Here is a 21490-nt window from a genome sequence, read left to right on the forward strand (position 1 = left end):
CGCGGCGCCCACGGTCCAGCCCGGGCCGTCGAGGCAGAAACGTAAGGAACAAGCAGATGTGGGGACGACGAGGATGACCGGTGGAGGTTCGCAGCGCGGACCCTTCGACGATGCGCAGAATCCGGGCGGACCCGGGTGGCCGACGTCGGGCCGACACGGCCAGGGCGCGGGCGGCGACGACGCGACGGACAGTGGGCAGTTCCCGGCCTACGGGGGAGCGCCGTGGGAACGCACGGCCGGTTTCGCGCCGTCGACGAGCCCGTACCGGGCGTCGGACCCATCCTCGGCCGCCGACCCCGGACAGAGCGCGTCGGCGCCCGGCTACGAACCGCCGACCCAGACCTACGGAGCACCGGGCTCGGGCTACGGGGGTCCCGGCTACGGATCGTCCTCGCCCTACGGCGCGCAGCCTCCCTCCGGTGGGGTGCCGCCGGAGTACGGCACGACCGGCTCGGGTCCGTCGAGCCCACCCGGTCCGCCCACACCGCCGCCGCCGACGGGATTCGGCGATCCGGTGCCGGCCGGTGAGCCGTCCCAGCCGAAGAAGAAGGGGCGAGGTGGACTCGTCGCCGGGCTGATCGGCGGTGCCCTCGTCGTCGGGCTGGTGGCCGGTGGGATCGGCGGATACGTCGGTTCACGTGTCGGCGACGACTCGGCGAGCAACACCGCCAATTCGCAACCGCTCGGCGGCGATCCGAATGCGCAGGACACCCAACCCGCTCCGGCGCCGGCCGGGTCGGTGCAGGAGGTGGCGGCCAAGACGCTGCCGTCGGTGGTGTCCATCGATGTCACCGCCGGCAACGAGCAGGGTGAGGGGTCGGGTGTGGTGCTCGACGATGACGGCACCATCATGACCAACAATCACGTCGTCAGTGGCAGCGACGGCCGCCTCGCCAGCAACGTCGTGGTGAATTTCAACGACGGATCCCGGGCCACCGCAAAGGTTCTCGGCGCCGACTCCATTTCCGACATCGCGGTCATCAAGGTCGACAAGGACGGACTCACCCCGATCGACGTGGGTACCTCGAAGAACCTGGCCGTCGGTCAGGACGTGATCGCCATCGGCGCGCCACTTGGGTTGGAGGGCACGGTGACCACCGGCATCATCTCCGCCCTGAATCGCCCGGTGTCGACGTCCCGGGAAGGTGGGACCACCTCGGTGATCGACGCCATCCAGACCGACGCCGCGATCAACCCGGGTAACTCGGGTGGAGCCCTGGTCAATGCGAAGGGCACGCTGATCGGTATCAACACCGCGATCGCCACCCTCGGCGGCAGCCAGGAGCAACAGACCGGCAGCATCGGTCTGGGCTTCGCGATCCCGATCGATCAGGCGATCCGCGTCGCCAACGAACTCCGGGACACCGGGAAGGCCACTCATGCCGGGCTCGGCGTCACTGTCCGACCCAGTACCGACCCGGACATCCCCGGCGCGCTGATCGCCGAGGTGACCGCGAATGGCCCGGCCGACAAGGCGGGCATTCCCAAGGGTGCGATCGTCACCAAGATCGGCGACCGCAACATCACCTCCGGGGACGCCCTGGTGGCGGCGGTGCGCTCCTACAACCCCGGTGACACCGTGACCATCACCTATCAGGCGGGTGGCCAGTCGAAGACGGCACAGGTCACCCTGGCCACACTGCAATCCAACTGAGCACGCACAATCGAAGCAGCAGAGCACGAAGCACAGCAGAGCACAGCGCGCACGGGCGGTTATCGACCGCCGGAGAGGACGAGGGCAATGACGAGCAACTCCGGTTTTCAGGTGGTCGATCCCGCCGAGGACGGTGCTGATCTGGACGTTGATCTGGATCCCGCCGACGTGGTCGCGGCCGACGCCGCGGCGCGTGCGTCTGCTGCCCGGGAGGGGCGTGCCGAGCACGAACCGACGGGCGACGAGGTGGGGCGTGCTCTGGTGGTTGTCGTCGACGACCGCGCCACCCATGGTGAGGTCGACAGCCCGCTCGGCCCGCTGGTGGGCGAGTTGTTGGCGGAGGCCGGGTTTCATGTCGACGCGACGATCGTCGTCTCCGGTGACGAAGTGGAGATCCGCAACGCGCTGAACACCGCCGTGATCGGCGGCGTGGATCTGGTGGTGTCGGTGGGTGGCGTCGGCGTGGGAGCGCGCGACGTGGCCCCCGAAGCCACCGAACCACTCCTGGATCGTCGTCTGCGCGGCATCGAGGAAGCGGTCCGCAGTTCCGGGCTGGCGGCCGGCGCCACCGACGGTGGGCTTTCGCGCGGCCTGGCGGGAATCTCAGGGCAGACCCTGGTGGTCAACATCGCCGATTCGCGGGCCGCGGTGCGCGACGGTATGGCCACCGTCGCGCCGCTGGCAAAATATGTAATTTCTAATATCAGCGACTTCTGATCCGCTAGGGTCGGCAAACGGCGAAAGGATATAGGCGTGTCCGCATCTGACGGTCCGGAGCCGAATCCCGAGCCAACGACAGAGGAACAGTCGGCGCTCCGGAATTCCGGGGGGTCGCGTCGATCCGCGCGCAGGCGTCGTGATCTGGACGCGATCTTCGGCGACGACCTGCCCACCGTTACCTCCGACGAACGTGATCTGAGTCACAGTGAATCCGATCGTTCGTCGTACGACAGGGACCGTCCGCCGCATTATCTGTAATTGTTCGGCCCCGTCTCGACGCCAGGTTCAGCCAGTTTTCCTTCCGTTAACATTTCCGGATTCCATCGTGGTCGACTTCCGGTTTGAGATCACCAATAACAATGCTGAGACACGGCTGATTCCAGCTGTTGCCCTCTTCGTGACCTCTCAGATAGCGTTCGCGTGGACGACACCGGTGCCCGACGTGGCGTGCCGGTTCAAGTCCTGCGGAACGCGCCTGATCGCGGCCCGCTGTGGTGGCACACATCGTCCACATGTAATGGCTCCTGGTGTTTCTGGGGGGAACGATTACGAGTGCGGCGGGTCGGTCACCAATGGTCAACCTGAGAATTGCGGGTGCAACTCTCAGATAACACCGAATCCTGTGAGAGGGAACGAATGAGCAAGTTCAGCAAGCTTGGGCTGCGCCGTGCTGCGGGGGCATGCGCCATCACCGCCGTGGCGGCGATCGGTCTGGCAAGCATGGGAACGGGGAACGCGGCAGCGGCTCCGCTCGCGAACGGATCCAAGTCCGTCACCGGTCTTGAGGGCGAGAAGATCACGACCACCAGCAAAGGCAACTCGCAGTTCTCGGTCGCCCGCGTCGCCGCCAACGGACTTGGCCGCACCGCCCTGCTGTCGGGAACCTTCTCTGCCGAGGGCAGTGAGGGTGTCAACGGCACCCTCACCATCTATGTTCTGGCTGGTTGCCAGATCGACGTGAGCGGGTTCTCCGGCACTACCGGTGGAACGCTGTCGATTCTTCCGTCGCCTTCGCTGACGGTTTCCGGCGGTATCAGCCTCCCCATCGCCCCGGGTGAGGCAACCGTGCAGGCTGTTTCCGTCAGCAAGGATTTCGAGTCCGGCAAGAAGGCCTACGTCCAGCTCTCCGACTTCGAGATCGAGTTCCCCAACTGCGGTGGCTACGCCTCCGCTCGCACCATCGCACAGGCCGTGGGCGGCAAGGGATATGACATCAGCGACGACGACGACACCGTCACCGGTGAGGGCACCTTCCTCAAGTCGTCCCTCTACGGCCAGCCCTTCTTCGTCAGCTGACCGAGCAGATAACACACTCTGAAGACTTATCTGCTCCGGGCAGATCTACTTTCCACGAAGGGGAATCATGAACAAGATCATCACACGTCGCGTAGCGGCGGGCGTCGGTGTCACCGGCGCCGCGTTGATGGCGATCACCGCGACCGGCACGGGTGACGCTGCCGCAGCTCCGGTGCCCAACACCACCCTGGTCAAGAATCTCGTCGACGGCACGCCCGTCAAGATCGAGCTGTTCGGTCAGAGCGCCAAGTACCAGAACTCGATCGTCGAGTCCTTCAACTTGGTCCGCGAGGTCTGGGTGTCGGGCAAGGTCCGCGTCACCGTCGGGGGCGAGGCCGCCGGCGGCACGATCGCAGCCGGTTACATCGTTGGTTGCCAGGTGAATATCGGCCTCGGTGCGGGGGCTGATGGTGGAGTCGAGGGCTCGGCTGCCCCGAGCACCAGTGGTGGACTCGACACGAGCGCGACACCGTCTGCCGGCGCATCCACCACGCTTTCACTCGGGCCCGGCCAAGCCGGTTACGTGCCGATCATCCAGACCACCGATAGCGATGATGACGGGGTGACGGACTACACCTTCAGCGGCAACACCGGTGGTGTCGCCTATGGCGACGAGACCTTCAAGGTCAGCAACTGCGGTGGATTCGCAGAGGCCAAGGCGAAGGTCACTGTGACCGTCGACACCGACGCCGTCAAGGGCGTCGTGACCCTGTATGGAAAGCCGTTCAGCCTCGGCTGATAGCTGTCTGGGGATCACCGATCCCTCCACGCCACGAAGGGCGGGAACCTCGAAAGAGGTTCCCGCCCTTTGCTGTTGCCGACGCCAGGGCGCAGGGGTGTCCTGTGGCGGCTCTCGTGGTCGACACGCGTTGAGGTGAGAGGGAAAGGGCACGTGTGTCGACGATGCGGTCGAGCGTCGTGACCGCGCCGACCAACAGGGAGTCGGTCGACACCAAAGACGCTACGAATCGCACCTTGCGGCAACGTCTCTACCTCCTGTGCGATTGCTGCCGGGGTGGGCATCCCCCGATTGGGGGAGTGTCGATTCCCCTGATGCATCCCCCGGCCGGTCGATGCCGAACCGATCCTTGCGCGACGAAACTCAATGGTGTTCAGAGAGATTCGGCCAGCAAGGAGCGACCACCATGATCACAACAACCAGCAATCAGAACCCGGGGCCCACCTCCGGCGAGACACCCACCACCGCTCCGGACTCCCGCCGCCGTCGCAACGCGATACTTGTCGGCATCGCTGGGGTGGCCGTTGCCGGCGCCGCGCTGTTCGGAGTCACGATGGTCGGACACGGCCACGCCGCCGCGACGCCCACGTCGTCGGTCACCGCGCCCGCGTCGACGAGCTCAGCGTCGACGAGCACAGTGTCGCCTGCGGTCCCCGTGACGCCATCGGGGACGGTAACTCCTGCGGTGCCGGTCAGACCGACGATCAACCCCGCAGTCCCGGTCACTCCCACGGTCACTCCAGCTGTGCCGGTTACTCCTACGATCACCCCGGCTGTGCCGGTCACTCCTACGTTCAACCCCGCCGTGCCAGTCACTCCGTCGGGCACGGTCACCCCGTCTGTCCCGGTGACGCCGTCGGGAACCGTCTCGCCGGCCACCCCATCGGTGCCATGAGGTCGGTGCCATGAGGTCGATGGCCATGACGGCCGGAGACAGCGACGCCCGGAGACAGCGACAGGCCCGCGTCACCAAGGTGACGCGGGCCTGTCGGGTGGCTGGTGTCAGCGGGAGTGTCGTCCGGGTGCATCTGGCGGATAGTCGCCGGGGAATTCCTCTCCGGGGTATCCCTGGCCGGGGGGATAGGTTCCCGGCGGGTAGCTCCCCGGCTGCCCGGTGGGCGGATAGTTTCCGGGCGGTGGGTAACTGCCTGGGGCCGGAGTCGGCGTGCCGGAGCCGCCGGGGTAGGACACACCCTGAGTCGATCCGGGCGGCGTCAACGGACCCGACGGAGAAGGATCGGAGTACGGTGCAGGCTCCGACGAGAACGAGGCCGGCGGCGGTGTAACCCGCTTGGTCTCGATCACCTGGGTCTTGTTCGGGTCGCCGACGCCCTCGGGGAGACCGCCGGTCGGCGGACCACCGGGATCGGAAAGGTGTGGCGGCAAGATCGCCTGGGCCTGCTCCTTGGCCGACGAGGTGTCCTCGGGAGCGAGGATGTCGCGGATCTCAGTGAGCAGCGCGATCTCGGTGACCTCGGCTTCGTCGGGCTTCTTGCCCAGCGACGCGAGCTTGTTGTACGGCACGATGATGATGAAGTAGATCACCGCGGCCACGATCAGGAAGTTGATGATCGCCGCGATCAGTGAGCCGAAGTCCACGAATGTGGCGTCGTTGTCGGTGATCTTGAATCCGAGTCCACATACCGACACCGGAGCAGCGACAGCATCCGGGTCGGTCGATGTCTGTCCGCAGGAATCCGATCCTGTTGGAATCGCGGCCAACAACGGATTGATGATCCCGCTGGTGAAGGCGGTGACAATTCCGGTGAACGCAGCGCCGACGATGACCGCGGTGGCCAATTCGACGACGTTGCCCCGGAGTATGAAGTCCTTGAAACCCTTGAGCACTTCCGGTCCTTCCTGATTGATCACTGGTGCCGGGCATCCATGCCGGTAGTGCTCAACGAGGGCACGGACTTGAGAGAACTCTATCCAGGATCGTAAACGAGACGACGCATTCTGCCCGGCTGAATCGCGGGCGCGTCGATTGACACCGGAGTTTCGCCGGGTTGATTCAGTGCAGCACCACCGCGAGCGGCACATCCAGACCCGCTCCGGCCACACGATGTGCGGCGGCGCGGCCCATGGCGAGCAGGATCGGGGGAGTGGCACTCGCACGCGTCGGTGACGCACCGGCGGTGTTCGGTACCACCGCCACGATCGCACCACCGGCCAGCACATCGGTGTCCGCGGTGAGCACGTCGACGACGTCGCCGGCCCGCACCAGCGACGCCACCGTGTCGTCGGCGAGCCGAACGGGAACCAGCCGCGCGTCGGCGACACCGGTCAGCTGAACGGGCAACCGCGGCGACAACAACCTCGACCCGGTGACGATCTCACCGGAGCCGATGGGTCCGGTCACGGTGTGCCCCTCACCGTCGGCGGACAGCCGCAGCGCTCCCTTGGGGACGAGATCGACCGGCACCGACTGCTGACGCAGATCGGCCGCGACGAGCGTCCGGCCGGGTGCCAGATCATGCGCGGCCACCAGCACCGACGTCTGGGTCTCGGTCCGCTGACCCTGTATCCCCACCGCGACAGCCGCAGCGACCAACACCAGGGACACCATTCGTCGGATCGCCACCGATCGCGCCCAGCCCGGACGCATCGCGTGGGCAGCCCGATCGCGTAGTCGAGGACCCATCGGGGTCCGGGTCAGAGGTAACCGCATGCGGGCACGGTAGGTCCGGCGTGGTGCCCACGGACCAGCGAGCTCGGGGCCTGTGGACAGATGCCACCAAGCGGTGACATCTGCACAGGTCACCCGATCGAATGGACGAGGCATGCAGTGAACTGGGAGAATGGTGGCAGGTGTGCCGGGAAGTCTGGTCGGCTCCGCCCCACAACGTGGGGCGGGAATGCATTACTCGATGACCCCGATCGCAGCGTCACCGCGTGCGATCCCAGCTACCAGGAGCCGCCCGTGACAGGTCCCATGATCAATCCCCGGTCCGGACCGATCGACCTGCCCGATTCCGATTCGACAGATCCGTACTCTGCCGATTCCGGCGCCGACGCCACCGGTTCTGACACACCGAACACAGGTGAGGCGCGGTGGCGCACTCTGAATCGACGAGAACGCTTCCGCCGAACACTCGCGCTGGATACAACGAGCGGCATCCTGCTGCTCGCCTTCGCCGCTGTCGCAGTCATCTGGGCCAACACCCCCTGGCGTGATACCTACCACGACCTGCTGGCCATTGAGGTCGGACCCGGGGCGCTACATCTGCATCTGTCCCTGGCCCATTGGGCCGCCGACGGTTTGCTGGCGATCTTCTTCTTCGTCGTCGGCGTGGAACTCAAGCATGAGTTTGTCGCCGGAAGTTTGCGTGACATGCGCCTGGCCGGCGTGCCCATCGCCGCTGCCGTCGGCGGCATGATGACCCCCGCCGCGATCTACCTGCTGATCGTCGGACTGTCCGGGGATTCGTCGGCGCTGCACGGCTGGGCGATCCCCACGGCCACAGACATCGCCTTCGCGCTCGCGGTCCTCGCGATCTGCGGACGCGGTCTGCCGCTGGCATTGCGCACCTTCCTGCTGACGCTCGCGGTGGTCGACGACCTGCTGGGCATCATCGTGATCGCCACCGTCTACACCGACACCATCGACCTGCTGATGCTCGGAGCCGCGATCATCGTGGTGGTCGTGTTCGCGATCGCGGTCCGTGCCCCTCACACCCACTGGTGGTTGCTGCTGCCGATCGCGTTGGTGGCCTGGGGATTCATGCACGCCTCGGGTGTGCACGCCACCGTCGCCGGTGTGCTGTTGGGCTTCGTGGTCCCCGCGAAACCTATTCGTGGTGAAAAGCTCAGTCGCACAGAACTGTTCGAGGAGTCGATCCGGCCGTGGTCGTCGTCGGTGGCGTTGCCGGTGTTCGCCTTCGCCGCTGCCGGGGTCTCCGTCGTCGGCGGTGAGGGGAGTCTGATTCAGCCGGTCTCCATCGGCATCGTCGCCGGCCTGATGATCGGCAAGATCGTCGGCGTGCTGACCGCCACCGCGGTGATGACGCGGTTCACGCCGCTGCGACTACCCGACGCGATCGGCCTGCGTGACCTGGTGCCGGTCGGCATGCTCACCGGTGTGGGCTTCACTGTCGCGCTCCTCATTGCGGAGCTGTCGTTCGAGGACGACGCCACCCACGCCGCACCCGCGAAGGCGGCGATTCTGATCGGGTCGGTCCTCGCCGCGGGCGTGGCGGCGCTGCTGCTGCGCTGGGATGCGCGGCAGGCCCGCGACGCGGACATGAACCGCGACGGCATCCCCGATCGCGACATCGAGGTCATCGGCGGCTGATCAGCCGCTGACCTGCACAGAACGCCGACGTTGGCACTCGGAATGCTGGAGTGCCAACTTCGGTTAAACTATGCGACAGTCATAACGTTTCCCGGCGGAGGTTTGCGGTGCCCACTTACTCGTATGCGTGCACGGAGTGCGACAACAAGTTCGACATCGTTCAGTCGTTCTCCGAGGACTCCCTCACCGAGTGCCCGCAGTGCACCGGTCGCCTGCGCAAGCTGTTCAACTCCGTCGGCATCGTCTTCAAGGGCAGCGGCTTCTACCGCACCGACTCCCGCGGCGGGTCCAGCTCGTCGGAGAGCAGTTCGTCGAGCGACTCGGCCGGCAGCTCCAGTGCCTCGAATGAGTCGAGCAGCAGTTCGTCGAGCAGCGAATCGAAGTCGTCCTCGAGTGACAAGTCGTCCTCGGGTGACAAGAAGGCAGCCGCGCCGGCGTCTGCGTGAACATTCACGAAAATCCACGTGCAGTGTTGTGAATGTCGAGGTGAACCATGTCGTCTGGTCGATGGGTTAGTTCCTAAAGACTCTAAGCTGGCTTGCGTCAGATTTGTGCTTTGCTAGGTTCCTACCGAGACCCCTTTCAGTCGGGGAAGGTAGTTCCGCAAAGGAGATTTTCAATGGGTAAGACACGTCGCAGCGTTCGCCTCGCAGGGGCGGCCGCAGCCATCGCCGGGGCCGGCGTTATGGCAATTTCTTTGGCCGCGCCGGCGTCGGCGGCTGTTTCGAAGGTCGAGGTCACCACTCCGTCGGGTTATGGCTCGACTGCAGGTGTCTACGGCCCCGGGTGCAGCTACACGGTCGAGGCAACGGTCGACAGTCAGGTTGAAACGGATAAGGTCGCATTCTCGGTCTCGAAGAACGGTGCGGCGGCCACGTCTCTTGGCGCCCCCGTGACCCCAACCGTTGGAAGTGCCACCGTCAGCACCACGTGGACGCCGACAAGCGCTGGTTCGTACAAGATCACTGCAAAGCAGGGAGCAGGCGAAGCCAGTACCGACGCGCTCACGGTCGGCACCTTCGCCATCTCCAACGAGAACCTGAGTGACGGCACCTGCATCGTCATCTCCTGACCGACCTCTGTCGAAATGCGCCCCCGGCTCTCGTCGGGGGCGCATTTCTGTTCATGGCGATTCGATTTCGACAAACCCACCCCCCGGCGTGAGCACCCACCTCATCAGGACGTCGTACGCATCGGCAGGTAATTCGTCGACGAATTCGTGGTCGTGGACAACGGCGACCAGTTCCGCCGTCGCTGCTCCGATGGAGCGGTCGTAATATCCGGCACCGCGGCCCAGCCGCACCCCCGACCTCGAGACGGCCAGCGCGGGCACGAAGATCGCCGATGCCGACCGGATCGCATCGGTACCCAGGTGCGGGCCGGTCGGTTCCAGCAGCCCCCACCGTCGACGCTCCAACGACGCGGGACCTGCGTACCGCACCCAGTCCAGCGGTTGCGGATCTCCCGGCGGCACGACCGGCAGCAACACGGTCGCGCCGGTGTGGACGAGTGCGTCGAGGTAGGCGAGCGACCCCGGTTCGGTCCCCACCGGCACGTACGCCGCGACGGTCGTCTGCTCATCCAGTCCAAACGGTGTGGCCGTCATGTGCGCAGCCAGCCGTGCCGCGGCTTCTTCCCGCTCGTCCGCCGACATCGCCGCCCGCTGCGCGGCGAACTTCTCCCGCAACTGCTTCTTGGTGGCGTCCACCTCACACCTTTCGCCCGGTGATCTCACACTGCTCCTGTGGCTGGTTGCCAGCATCCAACATTAGGGTGGGTTTCATGACGGCCAGCACGAAGTCTTCGACCACCGAGTTCCCCGAGTACAGCGACGTACCGGACACCCCGCCGATCCCGCGTACCGCGGTCGTCCCGGCGGCCGGTCTGGGTACCCGATTCCTGCCTGCGACGAAGACCGTGCCCAAGGAGTTGCTGCCCGTCGTCGACACCCCGGGTATCGAACTCGTGGCCGAAGAGGCGAAATCGGCAGGCGCCGAGCGCCTCTTGATCGTCACCTCCCCGGGCAAGGACGGCGTCGTCGCGCACTTCGTCGAAGACCTCGTCCTGGAGAACACCCTGGCCAAGCGGGGCAAGGCCGCGATGCTCGCCAAGGTCCGCAAGGCTCCGTCGCTGCTCGACGTGGCCTCGGTGGTCCAGGAAAAGCCCCTCGGGCTCGGTCATGCCGTGGGATGCGTGGAGAACTACCTCGACGACGACGAGGACGCCATCGCGGTGCTGCTGCCCGACGATCTGGTGCTGCCCGGCGGGGTCCTCGAGGTGATGGCCCGCACCCGGCAGCGCCGCGGCGGGTCGGTGCTGTGCGCCATCGAGGTGCCGCCGGACCGCATCAGCGCCTACGGCGTCTTCGACGTCGAGGAATTGCCCGACGCCAACAACCCGAACGTCAAACGCCTCAAGGGCATGGTCGAAAAGCCCGAACCGCGGGACGCGCCGTCCAATCTGGCCGCGGCCGGTCGCTACATCCTCGACCGCAAGATCTTCGACGCGTTGCGCCGCATCAAACCCGGCGCCGGCGGCGAACTGCAGCTGACCGACGCGATCGCCCTGCTCATCGAGGAGGGCGAGCCCGTGCATGTGGTGGTTCATCACGGCACCCGTCATGACCTCGGCAACCCCGGCGGCTACCTCAAGGCCGCCGTCGACTTCGCCCTCGACCGCGACGACTACGGCCCCGACCTGCGTGAGTGGCTGACCCAGCGGCTCGCCGAGGACTGACAGTCGACCGCGACACACTCGCCGCATCGGGTCACCTCGGTCGGGTCCCCGCGCGCCTGACACATCGGGCATCGCGGGCCTACTAACCTCGATGCGATGGAGCCGGGCCCGGCGGTAGGTGAGGTGAGATGCGTTCGGTTGAAGATCATCTGACGTTGGTGACGGCCGCTGCGGTCGCACCCCGTCCGGTGCGGGTGGCGATCTCTGAGGCGCAGGGCCTGATGTGCGCCGAGGAAGTCCTCACCGAGGCGCCGATGCCCGGATTCGACCAGGCCGCCGTCGACGGGTACGCGGTGCGCGCGGTCGACGTCGTGTTGGCCGGCGAACCGGCACCGGAGGACCTCGAGGACTTCGACGCCGGTGGCGCCGACCTGATCGACCTCGAGGCCGGTGAACCGATGATCGTGTCGCTGCCGGTGGTCGGCGAGATCGCACCCGGAGCCCGCACCCCCACCCGACTGCAGCCACGGCAGGCCGTCCGCGTCGAAACCGGTGCGCCCATGCCCACTCTCGCCGACGCGGTGGTGCCGCTGCGCTGGACCGATGGCGGTGACTCCAAGGTCAAGGTCGGCCACGGCGTCGACAGCGGTGACTACGTCCGGCGGATCGGTGACGACGTCCAACCCGGTGACGTGGCGGTGCGCGCCGGTGCCATCATCGGCCCCGCCCAGGTGGGACTGCTTGCCGCCGTGGGACATTCACGTGTGCTGGTGCATCCGCGGCCGCGGTTGTCGGTGATCTCGATCGGCAGTGAACTCGTCGACATCGACCGCACCCCCGGGCCCGGGCAGATCTTCGACGTCAACAGTTACGCGCTGGCCGCCGCGGCCCGCGACGCCGGTGCCGACGTCAACCGCGTCGGCATCGCCGAACGCGACAGTTCCCGCATGCGCGAAGTCGTTGAGGCGCAACTCATCCGATCCGAGATCGTGGTGATCTGCGGGGCGATCGGCGGTCAGGCCGGCCGCTCGGTGGTCGATGCGCTCTCGGACCTCGGTGACCTCGAGGTGGTGCGGGTGGCGATGCATCCGGGCTCGGTGCAGGGCTTCGGACGTCTCGGCCGCGACGAGGTGCCCACCTTCTTGCTGCCGTCCAACCCGGTCAGTGCCCTGGTGTCCTTCGAGGTGATGGTCCGGCCGCTGATCCGCATCGCGCTGGGCAAGCGACAACCGATGCGCCGGGTCATCACTGCCCGCACCATCGGTCCCATCGCATCGGTCAAGGGCCGCAAGGGATATCTGCGCGGTCAGTTGATGCGCGACGAACGGTCGGGGGAGTACCTGGTGCAGGTGCTCGGCGCCTCACCCACCGGATCGAGTCACCTGCTCGCCGAACTCGCCGAGGCCAACTGTCTGATCATCGTCGAATCCGACGTGGAGGAACTGGGCATCGGCGATGAGGTCGAGGTGGCGTTCCTGGCCCAGCGGGGCTGAGGCGATCGGCACGGCGGTTACCCGCCCGCTGTGTGATCGTCACCGCATAGACTCCCAGATGTGTTCAGGTGGTTGAGTGGTGATCCGGTCAGCCCGGGGTGGCCTGCGACGCTCGGTCCGCTCGGTACGCGGGCCGGCGCGGTCAGTCTGCGCCCGGTGAAACTGCGCGATGGCAAGGACTGGAGTGACCTGCGGATTCGGAACCAGAATTCGCTGCTGCCGTGGGAACCGTCCGGCACCGGGTCATGGGCGTCGCGACACCAGGTCAGTTCGTGGCCGCCGCTGTTCTCGGTTCTCAAATCCGAGGCGAAGCGGGGCACCCTGCTGCCGTTCGTCATCGAACTCGACGGTCGATACGTCGGCCAACTCACCGTAGGCAACATCCAGCGCGGCGCGGTGCGCACCGCGTGGATCGGCTACTGGATCGACGCCGCACATGCCGGGCAGGGGATCACCACCGCAGCCGTCGCCCTCGGCGTCGACCATTGCTTCGGCCCCGTCGGGCTGCATCGACTCGAAGCCACCGTGCAGCCGGAGAACGCGGCCTCGCAGGCCGTGCTGATGAAACTCGGGTTCCGGCGCGAGGGCCTGCTGGAACGCTACATGGATGTCAACAAGCGCTGGCGTGATCACTACCTGTTCGGGTTCACCGTCGAGGAGGTCGAGGGCAGCGTCGCCGAGGCCCTGGTGCGGTCCGGGCGGGCCAGTTTCCTCTGATCTGACGGTGTCGGCCTCATCTCCGTCGAGTGGGCGCCCTTTTCCGTCGAGTGGGCGCCGTTTTCCGTCGAGTGGGCGCCCTTTCGCGTCGAGTGGGCGCCGATTCGCGTCGAGTGGGCGCCGTTTCTCGTCGAGTGGGTGTGCTTTTTCGTCGAGTGTGCGTCCGGGTTGCCTCTTTGGGCACGCCTGCCGATCTCACGGCCATGCGACTGCGCACACTCGACGCGAAGGGGCGTCCACTCGACGCTCGTCGGTCCGGCAGCGCTCATCCGCCGACGAAGAAACCCGTCAGCGCCGCGGCCGGGTGTAGTGCCGAACTCAGGTTCGCCGCGCTCAGCAGTCCCCATGCCGCTGCGCCGAGCAGGCAGGCGGTGACGGCGGCGGTGCGGCGCAGCCGCGATGACCGGGATGCCGTGCTCGACCGGCGAATGAGGTACGCACCGACGGCCAGGAGCGCAACGCTCAGGATCGCACCCGCCACCGCCACGACGACGTGATAGCGCGCGAAGTCATCGACGAGGACGGCCAGCGCAGGATGCGCGGCACCCGAGGCCGGATACGCGCCGAGCGCGTCACCGACTGGGCGGGCCGCGGCATCGCCGCTGGGCAGGAAGGACAGCACTGACGACAGCGGGGCCAGCGTCCCCTGCAGATTGGCGATCAGCACCACCGTCGTCAGCGACGCCGCCAGCGCGGCCCCGCCGGAACCGATGGCCGACCACCGGGATGGGCGCTGTGACCGCGATCGACGGTACAGACGAACCGACAGCATCAGCGTCAGCGCGAGAAGTACCGCGGCGAGAACGGCTTTGGCTGCATGGAAGTGCTGCCACTGGGCCACCAGGTGTGCCAGCTCCGGGGTCGGTGCCGACCGGCCGGACTGCCAGTACTCGGCGACCGCGGCGCTCGTCGACGCCGCCGCGCGGGCCGGCGCCAGGTCACCACCGGCCACCATCGCGGCGGGCACGGCGAATGCGCAGATTCCGACGATGGTTGTCGTCACGATGAGAGCCGTTGTGGGCAGCCGGTATTCACCGGCACGGTGGTGTGATGAGCGGTGTGTCATGGTGGGGGGACTCCTGTGTGTCGGGCCGCGACGTCGTCGCTCCATCGTGCCCGATCGGCGGCGGGGTGACGTAGCGTGTGGCCATGTCGACGTTGGAGATCGTGGTTCGGGGTAACGCGCGCGAGGTGTATGAGCCGGAGCTGGCGCGAGTGCGCCTGGTGGTGAATGTGTCCGGTGAGCAGCGCGATGCCGTGTATCGGCAAGCCGTCGAGGTGCACGCCCGGGTGACCGCCGCGGTGGCCCACCGCGCCGAGCAGTCGGCGGTGCGGGAGTGGACCTCCCAGAGTGTGTGGGTGAGTTCCCACCGCCCCTACGACCGGTACGGCAAGCTCCAGGATCCCGTGTATTCGACCGACATCGGCATCGACGCGACCTTCGTCGACTTCGATGAACTGGGCCATTTCGTGGATCGCTGGGCCACCGAGCCCGGTGTGGATGTCGGTGGCGTGCGATGGGCGCTCGGAGAGGACAGCCGGCGTGGCCATCAGGTCGAACTGCGGCGACTGGTCGTCGACGATGCGGTGGCCAAAGCTCAGGCCTACGCCGACGCGGTCGGTCGGGGACCGGTGGTGGCCACCCAACTCGCCGACCCCGACATGCTCTCCGGGCCAACGCCGACGGCCCGCGGAATGGTCCTGGCCGGCGCTCCGATGGACTCCGGCGCGGAACTGGATCTGAGGCCGGGCGACATCGAGATGACCGTGGCCGTGGATGCCCGGTTCGTGGCCGAATGATCTCCTCGCTCAGCGGACGCACCTGAGAATCTCCTCAATCTCGGTGTGCGTCGGCGCGTCTACGCAGCGTCGAGGTCGGATCACCCTAGATTGTGGAGTGGCCTCGTGTAACCAGAGTGACAGAAAGGGAGAGCCATGCCCACCTCCGTCTTATGGGTCTGCCTCGTCGCAGTGTGGCTCTTCGTGCTGGTTCCGATGGTCATCAAGGGCCGCCCGCAGATGAAGAAGTCCACCGATGCGGCCAGGGCGACCCGCCTGCTGCACCGCGGCGGCACCCGCACTCGTACCGCCCGGCGTCGTGCATCGGGCGCACATCCGCATGACCCGTCGTGGAAGTCCGAGCGCATGTCGAGTCGCCGCTCGGCCACCGCAGTACTGGACGCCGACGACGATTCCGACGAGGACGTCGACGATGAAACCGCCACCGACAGCGCGGTAGCCGCTGTCGACGCCACCGATGACGTGACCGTCGACGCCACCGACGCAGTCGCAGAACAGGATTCCGACACCGACGAGGACGACACCGAGGGTGACGTGCTCACCGGCGAGGTCGAGACCGAAGCGGCGACGACGGCCGACACCGACGCACCTGCCGCGGTGACGGTGACGCGTGTCGAAATCGACGTCGTCGAGGTGGAGATCGAGGAGATCGATCTCGTTGAGGACGCCGACGACGAGTATGACGCCGACGATGAGTACGACGCCGACGATGAGTACGACGACTGCGAGGACGACGAGTACGAGGACGATCTCGACGACGAGTACGAGGACGACGACTACGAGGATGACGCCGAGTATGACGACGATCTCGAGGACGAGTACGCCGACGACGACGTCGACCTCGACGACCCGCACGACGACCTCGACGAGGTGGAGGTCCGGCCGGCCGCCAAGAAGGCCGACCGGGCAACCGAACCCGCCCCAGAGATCAAGCCGGACAGGAAGTCTCGTCGACGCGCCGCATACTCGATCGACACGCAGGGAGATGCCCTGCGGTACAAGGAACGACAGCGGGTCACCCTCACACTGATGGTGCTCGTCATCGCCGCCGTCGTGAGCGGTGTGGTGTTCGGCCTGTACGGCTGGGTCGCCACCGGCGTCACCGGTGTCGTGTTCCTGGCCTACATGTTCTATCTGCGTCGAACGGTGAAGGCGGAGCAGCAGATTCGGGCCCAGCGCATCGCCCGGGCCCGTCGCGCGGCCCGTGAGGACGATGAGCGTCGGCGTCGTGAGGAGCAGACACCGGAGTTCGCCGCGACCCCCGCCCCGGCTCGGCTACGACGTCCCGGCGGTGCGGTGGTCCTCGAGATCGACGACGAGGACCCGGTATTCGATCATCTGCCGCCGTTCCAGCGGCGTCGGGTCATGCGCGAAGACCCGGACTTCCGGCAGGCTGCGGCGGGCTGACGTCGACCGACTCCGGGTGCTCGGCAATCCACGTGCGCCCGGCCTTCACGGCGCGGCACAGGGCAAGGCGCTCACCGACATACAGTGACGGGGCGCCGATCAGCGGAATCCACGACAACGTCGAAAAGGGTCGACGCGGTTGCGGTCGGCGGCCCATCTCGTCGTCGACCTTCCGGAGGATCTGTCCGGTGTTCCAGAGCATCCGGATCGGTGAACGCCCCTGGCGGGGAGCCGAATCGGGTCCCACCGGTGAGATCGCCGACGGCAATGCCTCATCGGGAAGGTCGCGGCCGCACAGCACCGACGCGAGAAGCCGTGTCTGCCAGGCGCGGTCGGTGACCCCGTACTCCCGGGCGACGGCGACCAGGACGATCGCCTGATTGGCGAATCCGAGCGGGGTGGCGATGGGCAGGAACTTCACCCACGCACCAAGCACCCCGGGGTAGGCGAGCGCGATGGTGTTGATCGTGCCGATGCGGCTGATCCACCAGTCGGCACGTTCATTCATGGACAGTTGCGTCCAGCCCTGGGTGCCCGGCCAGTCGGCGACGTCGAGAGCGGTGGCCAGTGCGTGCTGCACCCTCGCGACCGGCCCATGGGGTTCGGGGTCGTGCGCGAAGGTGTGTTCCTTGAGGTGCAACGGGTCGCGCTCGGCGAGCAGATCCAGGAGCGGATCGATGACGCCGATCGCCTTGTCCAGTGCGGTCGCGAGTTGTTTGTCGGTCATGGAGGCCACGTCTGCGAGCGTAGCGAACGGGTCGGTGTCAGTACCGTGACCAGCTGTTTGTGAGGACTGTGCCGCGTGCTGCTAGAGTGTCTGAGGCTGGTCGCGAGACCGGCACGGGGCTATGGCGCAGTTGGTAGCGCGACTCGTTCGCATCGAGTAGGTCAGGGGTTCGATTCCCCTTAGCTCCACAGAACTCACCAGCTCAGACGGCCTCTCCCGGATTTCGGGAGGGGCCGTTTCTGCTCTCCGACGCCCTCCGGAGCATCGTCGCCGACCACGGTCGTGCTCATCCGCGGCTGTAGTTGCCGTGCCTGCGCTCTTCTTCGACCAGTTCCTTGGTCCGCAGGAGCCGCAGTGATGTCACGAGTACGACTCCGCCGACGATGTTGAACAGCACCGCGTACCAGAACCATCGGAGCCAATCGACGATGCTGACGTCGGCACCCGAGAAGATCCCGCCGAAGATCAACAGCGAGTCGAGAACAGAGTGGAACAGTTGGAGGCCGGCAAGGAGAAACGCCGCACCGACGCACGCCACTATCCGGGCGACGGGCGAATCGGTGCCCTGTTGCATCCGCGTCAGTAGGGTCATGGTGCTCCCGCCGAGCACCGCCAGGCAGATGGATTGCAGGTTGAGGGGCGCGTGGACGAAGTGTTCGGCCGACTCGGCCAGCGTCGCACTCCATTCGGGAAACGCGCGGGTCACGATCCACATCATGATCGCACCACCGACCAGATTGGCCGCCAGGGTGCCGATCCACAGCTTGCCGAGGTCACGCAGCCTGCCGTCGCGTGATACGACTGCTGCGATCGGCATCAAGAAGTCTTCGGTGAACAACTCGCTGTGTGCGAGGTAGATGGCGATGAGTCCGATGGCGAACGCCACGCCGGCGAGAAGGTGATTTCCGGTCTGGTGGAGCACGGCAAGCATCGCCATGATGCCGACCGACACCTCGATCCCGCCGAACAGGCCGGTGACAAGGACGGCGCGTCCGGTGCGGTGCAGGCGTTCGGCACCTTCGGTGACCACCGCTTCAAAGCTGCGTTCGAGTTCGTCTTCGACGGGTCCGTCGTTGGGGCCGATCCGTCGGCGCTTCGCATCGTCACTCATCGTTGCCTACGCGCCGACGACCGGAGTCCGCAGCGCCGTCGTCGACACCGGTTGTGCCATCGTCGGCAATTCCTCTCGGACGTCACAGGTCGATCGTAGAAGACACCGACGGCGAATCGCCGGAACAAATCCCAACACGCCGTGAAGGATTGGCTGGGTGCACACGGAGAGTACTTCCATCGTGAGGTCGTTCGGTCCAGAGTTCGTCGCAGCCTGAGTGAGCTTCCACCTCGAGAATCATCACATCGAAAATGGACAGTTCGGGTCGTGCCACGGTGTGAGCGGCCGGTCGGACAAGTGCCGCGTGCTCGGCCACGTCCCCACACTCACAGCCCGTCTGCGCCTGCCGATGCCCCCGGCGCCACCGGCTCCGCCAGATCCCGGCGTCGCGGTCCCGCCCGATGCGGAACCGCCGTTGCCGCCGTCACCGCTGAGCATCTCGCCGTCGATGGCGTCGCTTTCCCGGTGACTGTTGCTGTGCCGCTGGCATTTCCGCCATCTTCACGGTGATGGACATGGGTGCTGCGTTCATCGTGTGACGACTGTCAAGGATCGATATCGGCTGGGTCCCAGTGAACTCGGGCGCCTCAATGAAACTTGACCCTCAGTGAACTCGACCGCGAAGCGGATTGTGTCCGGTTGTGCAATCTCGGTGAGATGTGACCGGACAGGCGCTACCGAGGCCGGGCAGGGTTTGCCCGGTCCGTAACCGGGTTGCATGATGGACGAAGGGGTTGGGATCGGCGTGCGCACCACGGCCAGGCCGAAGACTGTCAGGACCACGGGCGAGGATTGTTGTGCAGGGGACCGCTCGGAACGACGATGCACTCGTCGATGACCGGCTCGTCATCACGGTGCTGGTCGGTTGTCTGCTCTTTCTCGGCGTCGGGCTGAGTCGACTGTCGGTCGATCACACTCGCGGTGCGGTCCCCGCGTCGATATTTGCGCTGGCCACCGCCGGTGTCCTCGGCGTGGTGACGCTGGTGCTGTGGCGCCGGCCGGGCGTCATCACCCCGCGGAATGCGGTGTGGGCGGTGACATTTACCGCGATCGTGGTGGGTGCGAACCCGGTGGTGTACACGTTCTGCACCGGAATCGCCTATCCGTCGATCGGCACTCTTCTCTTGATCGTGGGTATCGGTGCCCTCGTGCCCTATCCACGCGTCGCCGCGGCGCTGATCCTCACCCTCAATGTGATCGCGGTGCTGTGCGCGATCCGCTACCCGCAGGCGGCGTCGGTCGGTCTGGTCGCCATGCAACTGCTCAAGGCCGACCTGCTCGCGGTGATCATCGCCGTCACGTGGCGACGCACCGAACGCCGGTTGCGCGACGCCAACGAGACGATCCGGCAGATGGCGGTGACCGACGACATGACCGATCTGCTCAACCGCCGCGGATTCATCGAACGTGGGGGCCGATATCTGAACGACGCCGAACACCGTGGCCGGCACCTGCTGCTCGCTTTCGTGGACATCGACGGACTGAAACAGATCAACGACTCGCAGGGGCATGCGGCCGGCGACGTGATAATCACCGCGGTCGGTGGATCGCTGCACTGGGTCCTCGACGACGGAGATGTGGCCGCACGCATCGGCGGCGACGAGTTCGCGGTGCTGATGGCCGCCGACGACGCCGACACCGTCCGCGCCCTGCAAACCCGTCTCGAGCAGGGGCTTCGGGAGAACGGTCACCCGGTGACGGTCGGCTGGGTGCACCACGAGCCGGGGTACTCCGGCACCCTGGAATCGCTCATCGCCGAGTCGGACCTGACGATGCTGTCCATGAAACGGTCGAATCCCGGGTTCTGATCGGCATCGTTGCGATCCGCGCCGACGAGATCTGCCGGTCGGCTGGTTCGTCCACAACTGGACCAAGCACTTGTTAGGTTGGCGGTATGAGGTCGAGGGGTATCGTCGTCGCCGTTTCCGTCATCGTTGCCGCCGTGGTGTGTGCGCTCGGACCGGGTGGGGGTGTCGCGCGGGCGGCGCTTCCGGTGTCCTACAACTTTCTCGGCGGCATCCCGTCGGAGCTCGCCCACCCCGGTGGATCGCTGCCCGGGTCCAACGATTTCACCTGCACGCCGTCCGCGGCACATCCCAATCCCGTTGTGCTGGTGCATGGTACGGGTGGGGCGCAACAGACCAACTGGGGAACGTATGCGCCGCTGCTGAAGAACGAGGGCTACTGTGTCTTCGCGTTGACCTACGGCACCATCGACGGGCTGCCGTTCCCGTTCACCGCGATCGGAGGCATGGCGCCGATGCAGGACAGCGCCGCAGAGTTGGGGCGCTTCATCGCTCGGGTGCTGGACGCGACCGGGGCGCAGAAGGTGGACATCGTCGGCCACTCGCAGGGCACCGTGATCCCGGACTACTACGCGAAATACCATGGTGGGCAGGGAAAAATCGACAAGTATGTCTCACTCGCGCCGCTGTGGAACGGGACCACGCTGGCCGGAACCGATCTGATCCTGCCGCTCGTCCGGCAACTGGGTGTGCCGGCCGACGGATTTCCGATCTGCAACGCCTGCGGTCAGTTCGACGCGGCGTCGCCGTTCATGACCAAGCTGCGCGACGGCGGGATCTACCTGCCGAACATCACCTACACCAACATCTCCACCCGCTACGACGAACTGGTGGTCCCCTACACCTCGGGACAGCAACCCGGTGGCGCCAACGTGCACAACATCGTCGTGCAGGACGGATGCCCGGTCGACTACACCGAGCATGCCGGTCTGGCCGGATCGCGGCGCGGTGCGTATTTCGTGCTCAACGCCCTGGATCCGGCGCATCCTCGTCAGGTTCCCTGTGACCGGGCCGCACCGATCACCGGAAGTGCGTTCTGACGCAGTCGATC

21 protein-coding genes and 1 tRNA gene are annotated in these 21490 nt (G+C 66.4%); 15 read left to right on the top strand and 7 right to left on the bottom strand.

Going from position 1 to position 21490, the window contains the following annotated elements; all coding sequences use genetic code 11:
- Positions 1-73: 73 nt before the first annotated feature.
- From ACWDPV_RS19490 to ACWDPV_RS19505, 4 genes are all read left to right on the top strand, one after another.
- Positions 74-1654, top strand: a complete 1581-nt coding sequence (locus tag ACWDPV_RS19490) for a S1C family serine protease (RefSeq protein ID WP_449744264.1) — start codon at positions 74-76, stop codon at positions 1652-1654.
- Between the two features lie 87 nt (positions 1655-1741).
- Positions 1742-2371 (top strand): MogA/MoaB family molybdenum cofactor biosynthesis protein, encoded by a 630-nt coding sequence (locus ACWDPV_RS19495; RefSeq protein WP_449744265.1) that lies wholly within the window; start codon positions 1742-1744, stop codon positions 2369-2371.
- 639 nt (positions 2372-3010) lie between these two features.
- A complete protein-coding gene (locus tag ACWDPV_RS19500; protein ID WP_449744266.1) occupies positions 3011-3670 on the top strand; it encodes an MspA family porin in 660 nt (219 codons plus the stop codon).
- A 67-nt stretch (positions 3671-3737) separates the two neighbouring features.
- Positions 3738-4409 (top strand): MspA family porin, encoded by a 672-nt coding sequence (locus ACWDPV_RS19505; protein WP_449744267.1) that lies wholly within the window; start codon positions 3738-3740, stop codon positions 4407-4409.
- A 426-nt stretch (positions 4410-4835) separates the two neighbouring features.
- Here the strand turns inward: ACWDPV_RS19505 and ACWDPV_RS19510 are convergent, their stop codons facing one another.
- The 3 genes from ACWDPV_RS19510 to ACWDPV_RS19520 form a co-directional block, all read right to left on the bottom strand.
- Positions 4836-5288: a hypothetical protein gene (locus tag ACWDPV_RS19510; protein ID WP_449744268.1), complete on the bottom strand. Its 453-nt coding sequence runs from the start codon at positions 5286-5288 to the stop codon at positions 4836-4838.
- A gap of 123 nt (positions 5289-5411) precedes the next feature.
- Positions 5412-6257, bottom strand: a complete 846-nt coding sequence (mscL, locus tag ACWDPV_RS19515) for a large conductance mechanosensitive channel protein MscL (RefSeq protein ID WP_449744332.1) — start codon at positions 6255-6257, stop codon at positions 5412-5414.
- A gap of 166 nt (positions 6258-6423) precedes the next feature.
- Complete coding sequence (locus ACWDPV_RS19520; RefSeq protein WP_449744269.1) at positions 6424-7080, bottom strand: SAF domain-containing protein; 657 nt, start codon at positions 7078-7080, stop codon at positions 6424-6426.
- Positions 7081-7344: 264 nt separating this feature from the next.
- On the opposite strand from ACWDPV_RS19520, the gene nhaA reads away from it, so the two are divergent.
- The 3 genes from nhaA to ACWDPV_RS19535 all read left to right on the top strand — a co-directional run bounded on the left by nhaA (position 7345) and on the right by ACWDPV_RS19535 (position 9775).
- Positions 7345-8703, top strand: coding sequence for a Na+/H+ antiporter NhaA (gene nhaA / locus ACWDPV_RS19525; RefSeq protein ID WP_449744333.1), 1359 nt, complete (start codon positions 7345-7347; stop codon positions 8701-8703).
- A gap of 107 nt (positions 8704-8810) precedes the next feature.
- On the top strand, positions 8811-9149 hold the full coding sequence (locus ACWDPV_RS19530; protein ID WP_449744270.1) for an FmdB family zinc ribbon protein: 339 nt from the start codon (positions 8811-8813) through the stop codon (positions 9147-9149).
- A 173-nt stretch (positions 9150-9322) separates the two neighbouring features.
- Entirely contained in the window at positions 9323-9775 is a 453-nt protein-coding gene (locus ACWDPV_RS19535; RefSeq protein WP_449744271.1) for a hypothetical protein, read from the top strand.
- Positions 9776-9826: 51 nt separating this feature from the next.
- Here ACWDPV_RS19535 and ACWDPV_RS19540 read toward each other — a convergent pair whose 3' ends face one another.
- Positions 9827-10411 (bottom strand): 5-formyltetrahydrofolate cyclo-ligase, encoded by a 585-nt coding sequence (locus ACWDPV_RS19540; protein ID WP_449744272.1) that lies wholly within the window; start codon positions 10409-10411, stop codon positions 9827-9829.
- 74 nt (positions 10412-10485) lie between these two features.
- On the opposite strand from ACWDPV_RS19540, the gene ACWDPV_RS19545 reads away from it, so the two are divergent.
- From ACWDPV_RS19545 to ACWDPV_RS19555, 3 genes are all read left to right on the top strand, one after another.
- The gene (locus ACWDPV_RS19545; RefSeq protein WP_449744273.1) at positions 10486-11439 is read left to right on the top strand and encodes a UTP--glucose-1-phosphate uridylyltransferase; all 954 of its coding nucleotides are present in this window, start codon (positions 10486-10488) and stop codon (positions 11437-11439) included.
- 128 nt (positions 11440-11567) lie between these two features.
- Positions 11568-12872 (top strand): molybdotransferase-like divisome protein Glp, encoded by a 1305-nt coding sequence (gene glp, locus ACWDPV_RS19550; protein WP_348802994.1) that lies wholly within the window; start codon positions 11568-11570, stop codon positions 12870-12872.
- Between the two features lie 60 nt (positions 12873-12932).
- On the top strand, positions 12933-13589 hold the full coding sequence (locus ACWDPV_RS19555; RefSeq protein ID WP_348802993.1) for a GNAT family N-acetyltransferase: 657 nt from the start codon (positions 12933-12935) through the stop codon (positions 13587-13589).
- 265 nt (positions 13590-13854) lie between these two features.
- On the opposite strand, the gene ACWDPV_RS19560 is transcribed toward ACWDPV_RS19555, so the two are convergent.
- Positions 13855-14592, bottom strand: a complete 738-nt coding sequence (locus tag ACWDPV_RS19560) for a hypothetical protein (protein WP_449744274.1) — start codon at positions 14590-14592, stop codon at positions 13855-13857.
- A gap of 146 nt (positions 14593-14738) precedes the next feature.
- Here ACWDPV_RS19560 and ACWDPV_RS19565 point away from each other — a divergent pair, with 146 nt between their 5' ends.
- Positions 14739-15389, top strand: coding sequence for an SIMPL domain-containing protein (locus tag ACWDPV_RS19565; protein WP_449744275.1), 651 nt, complete (start codon positions 14739-14741; stop codon positions 15387-15389).
- A gap of 135 nt (positions 15390-15524) precedes the next feature.
- Positions 15525-16796 carry a divisome protein SepX/GlpR gene (gene sepX, locus ACWDPV_RS19570; protein WP_449744276.1) on the top strand — a complete coding sequence of 424 codons (1272 nt, stop codon included), beginning with the start codon at positions 15525-15527 and terminating at the stop codon, positions 16794-16796.
- Here the strand turns inward: sepX and ACWDPV_RS19575 are convergent.
- A complete protein-coding gene (locus ACWDPV_RS19575) occupies positions 16753-17532 on the bottom strand; it encodes a hypothetical protein (RefSeq protein WP_449744277.1) in 780 nt (259 codons plus the stop codon). The two genes, sepX and ACWDPV_RS19575, sit on opposite strands and share 44 nt — an antisense overlap.
- Before the next feature lie 106 nt (positions 17533-17638).
- Here ACWDPV_RS19575 and ACWDPV_RS19580 point away from each other — a divergent pair.
- Positions 17639-17711 (top strand) — tRNA-Ala (locus tag ACWDPV_RS19580).
- A gap of 98 nt (positions 17712-17809) precedes the next feature.
- On the opposite strand, the gene ACWDPV_RS19585 is transcribed toward ACWDPV_RS19580, so the two are convergent.
- Positions 17810-18634, bottom strand: coding sequence for a formate/nitrite transporter family protein (locus tag ACWDPV_RS19585; RefSeq protein WP_449744278.1), 825 nt, complete (start codon positions 18632-18634; stop codon positions 17810-17812).
- A gap of 797 nt (positions 18635-19431) precedes the next feature.
- On the opposite strand from ACWDPV_RS19585, the gene ACWDPV_RS19590 reads away from it, so the two are divergent.
- Together ACWDPV_RS19590 and ACWDPV_RS19595 are read left to right on the top strand one after the other, a co-directional pair.
- Complete coding sequence (locus ACWDPV_RS19590; RefSeq protein ID WP_449744279.1) at positions 19432-20442, top strand: GGDEF domain-containing protein; 1011 nt, start codon at positions 19432-19434, stop codon at positions 20440-20442.
- A gap of 86 nt (positions 20443-20528) precedes the next feature.
- Entirely contained in the window at positions 20529-21479 is a 951-nt protein-coding gene (locus tag ACWDPV_RS19595; protein WP_449744280.1) for an esterase/lipase family protein, read from the top strand.
- Positions 21480-21490: the final 11 nt, after the last annotated feature.

The organism is Gordonia sp. NPDC003504 (assembly GCF_053587995.1).

Excerpts from the sequence above, each read along its gene's own strand:
- ACWDPV_RS19490 (WP_449744264.1), top strand. The coding sequence starts at position 74 with ATGACCGGTGGAGGTTCGCAGCGCGGACCCTTCGACGATGCGCAGAAT.
- ACWDPV_RS19495 (WP_449744265.1), top strand. The coding sequence starts at position 1,742 with ATGACGAGCAACTCCGGTTTTCAGGTGGTCGATCCCGCCGAGGACGGT.
- ACWDPV_RS19500 (WP_449744266.1), top strand. The coding sequence starts at position 3,011 with ATGAGCAAGTTCAGCAAGCTTGGGCTGCGCCGTGCTGCGGGGGCATGC.
- ACWDPV_RS19505 (WP_449744267.1), top strand. The coding sequence starts at position 3,738 with ATGAACAAGATCATCACACGTCGCGTAGCGGCGGGCGTCGGTGTCACC.
- ACWDPV_RS19520 (WP_449744269.1), bottom strand. The coding sequence starts at position 7,080 with ATGCGGTTACCTCTGACCCGGACCCCGATGGGTCCTCGACTACGCGAT.
- nhaA (WP_449744333.1), top strand. The coding sequence starts at position 7,345 with ATGATCAATCCCCGGTCCGGACCGATCGACCTGCCCGATTCCGATTCG.
- ACWDPV_RS19535 (WP_449744271.1), top strand. The coding sequence starts at position 9,323 with ATGGGTAAGACACGTCGCAGCGTTCGCCTCGCAGGGGCGGCCGCAGCC.
- ACWDPV_RS19545 (WP_449744273.1), top strand. The coding sequence starts at position 10,486 with ATGACGGCCAGCACGAAGTCTTCGACCACCGAGTTCCCCGAGTACAGC.
- glp (WP_348802994.1), top strand. The coding sequence starts at position 11,568 with ATGCGTTCGGTTGAAGATCATCTGACGTTGGTGACGGCCGCTGCGGTC.
- ACWDPV_RS19565 (WP_449744275.1), top strand. The coding sequence starts at position 14,739 with ATGTCGACGTTGGAGATCGTGGTTCGGGGTAACGCGCGCGAGGTGTAT.
- sepX (WP_449744276.1), top strand. The coding sequence starts at position 15,525 with ATGCCCACCTCCGTCTTATGGGTCTGCCTCGTCGCAGTGTGGCTCTTC.
- ACWDPV_RS19585 (WP_449744278.1), bottom strand. The coding sequence starts at position 18,634 with ATGAGTGACGATGCGAAGCGCCGACGGATCGGCCCCAACGACGGACCC.
- ACWDPV_RS19595 (WP_449744280.1), top strand. The coding sequence starts at position 20,529 with ATGAGGTCGAGGGGTATCGTCGTCGCCGTTTCCGTCATCGTTGCCGCC.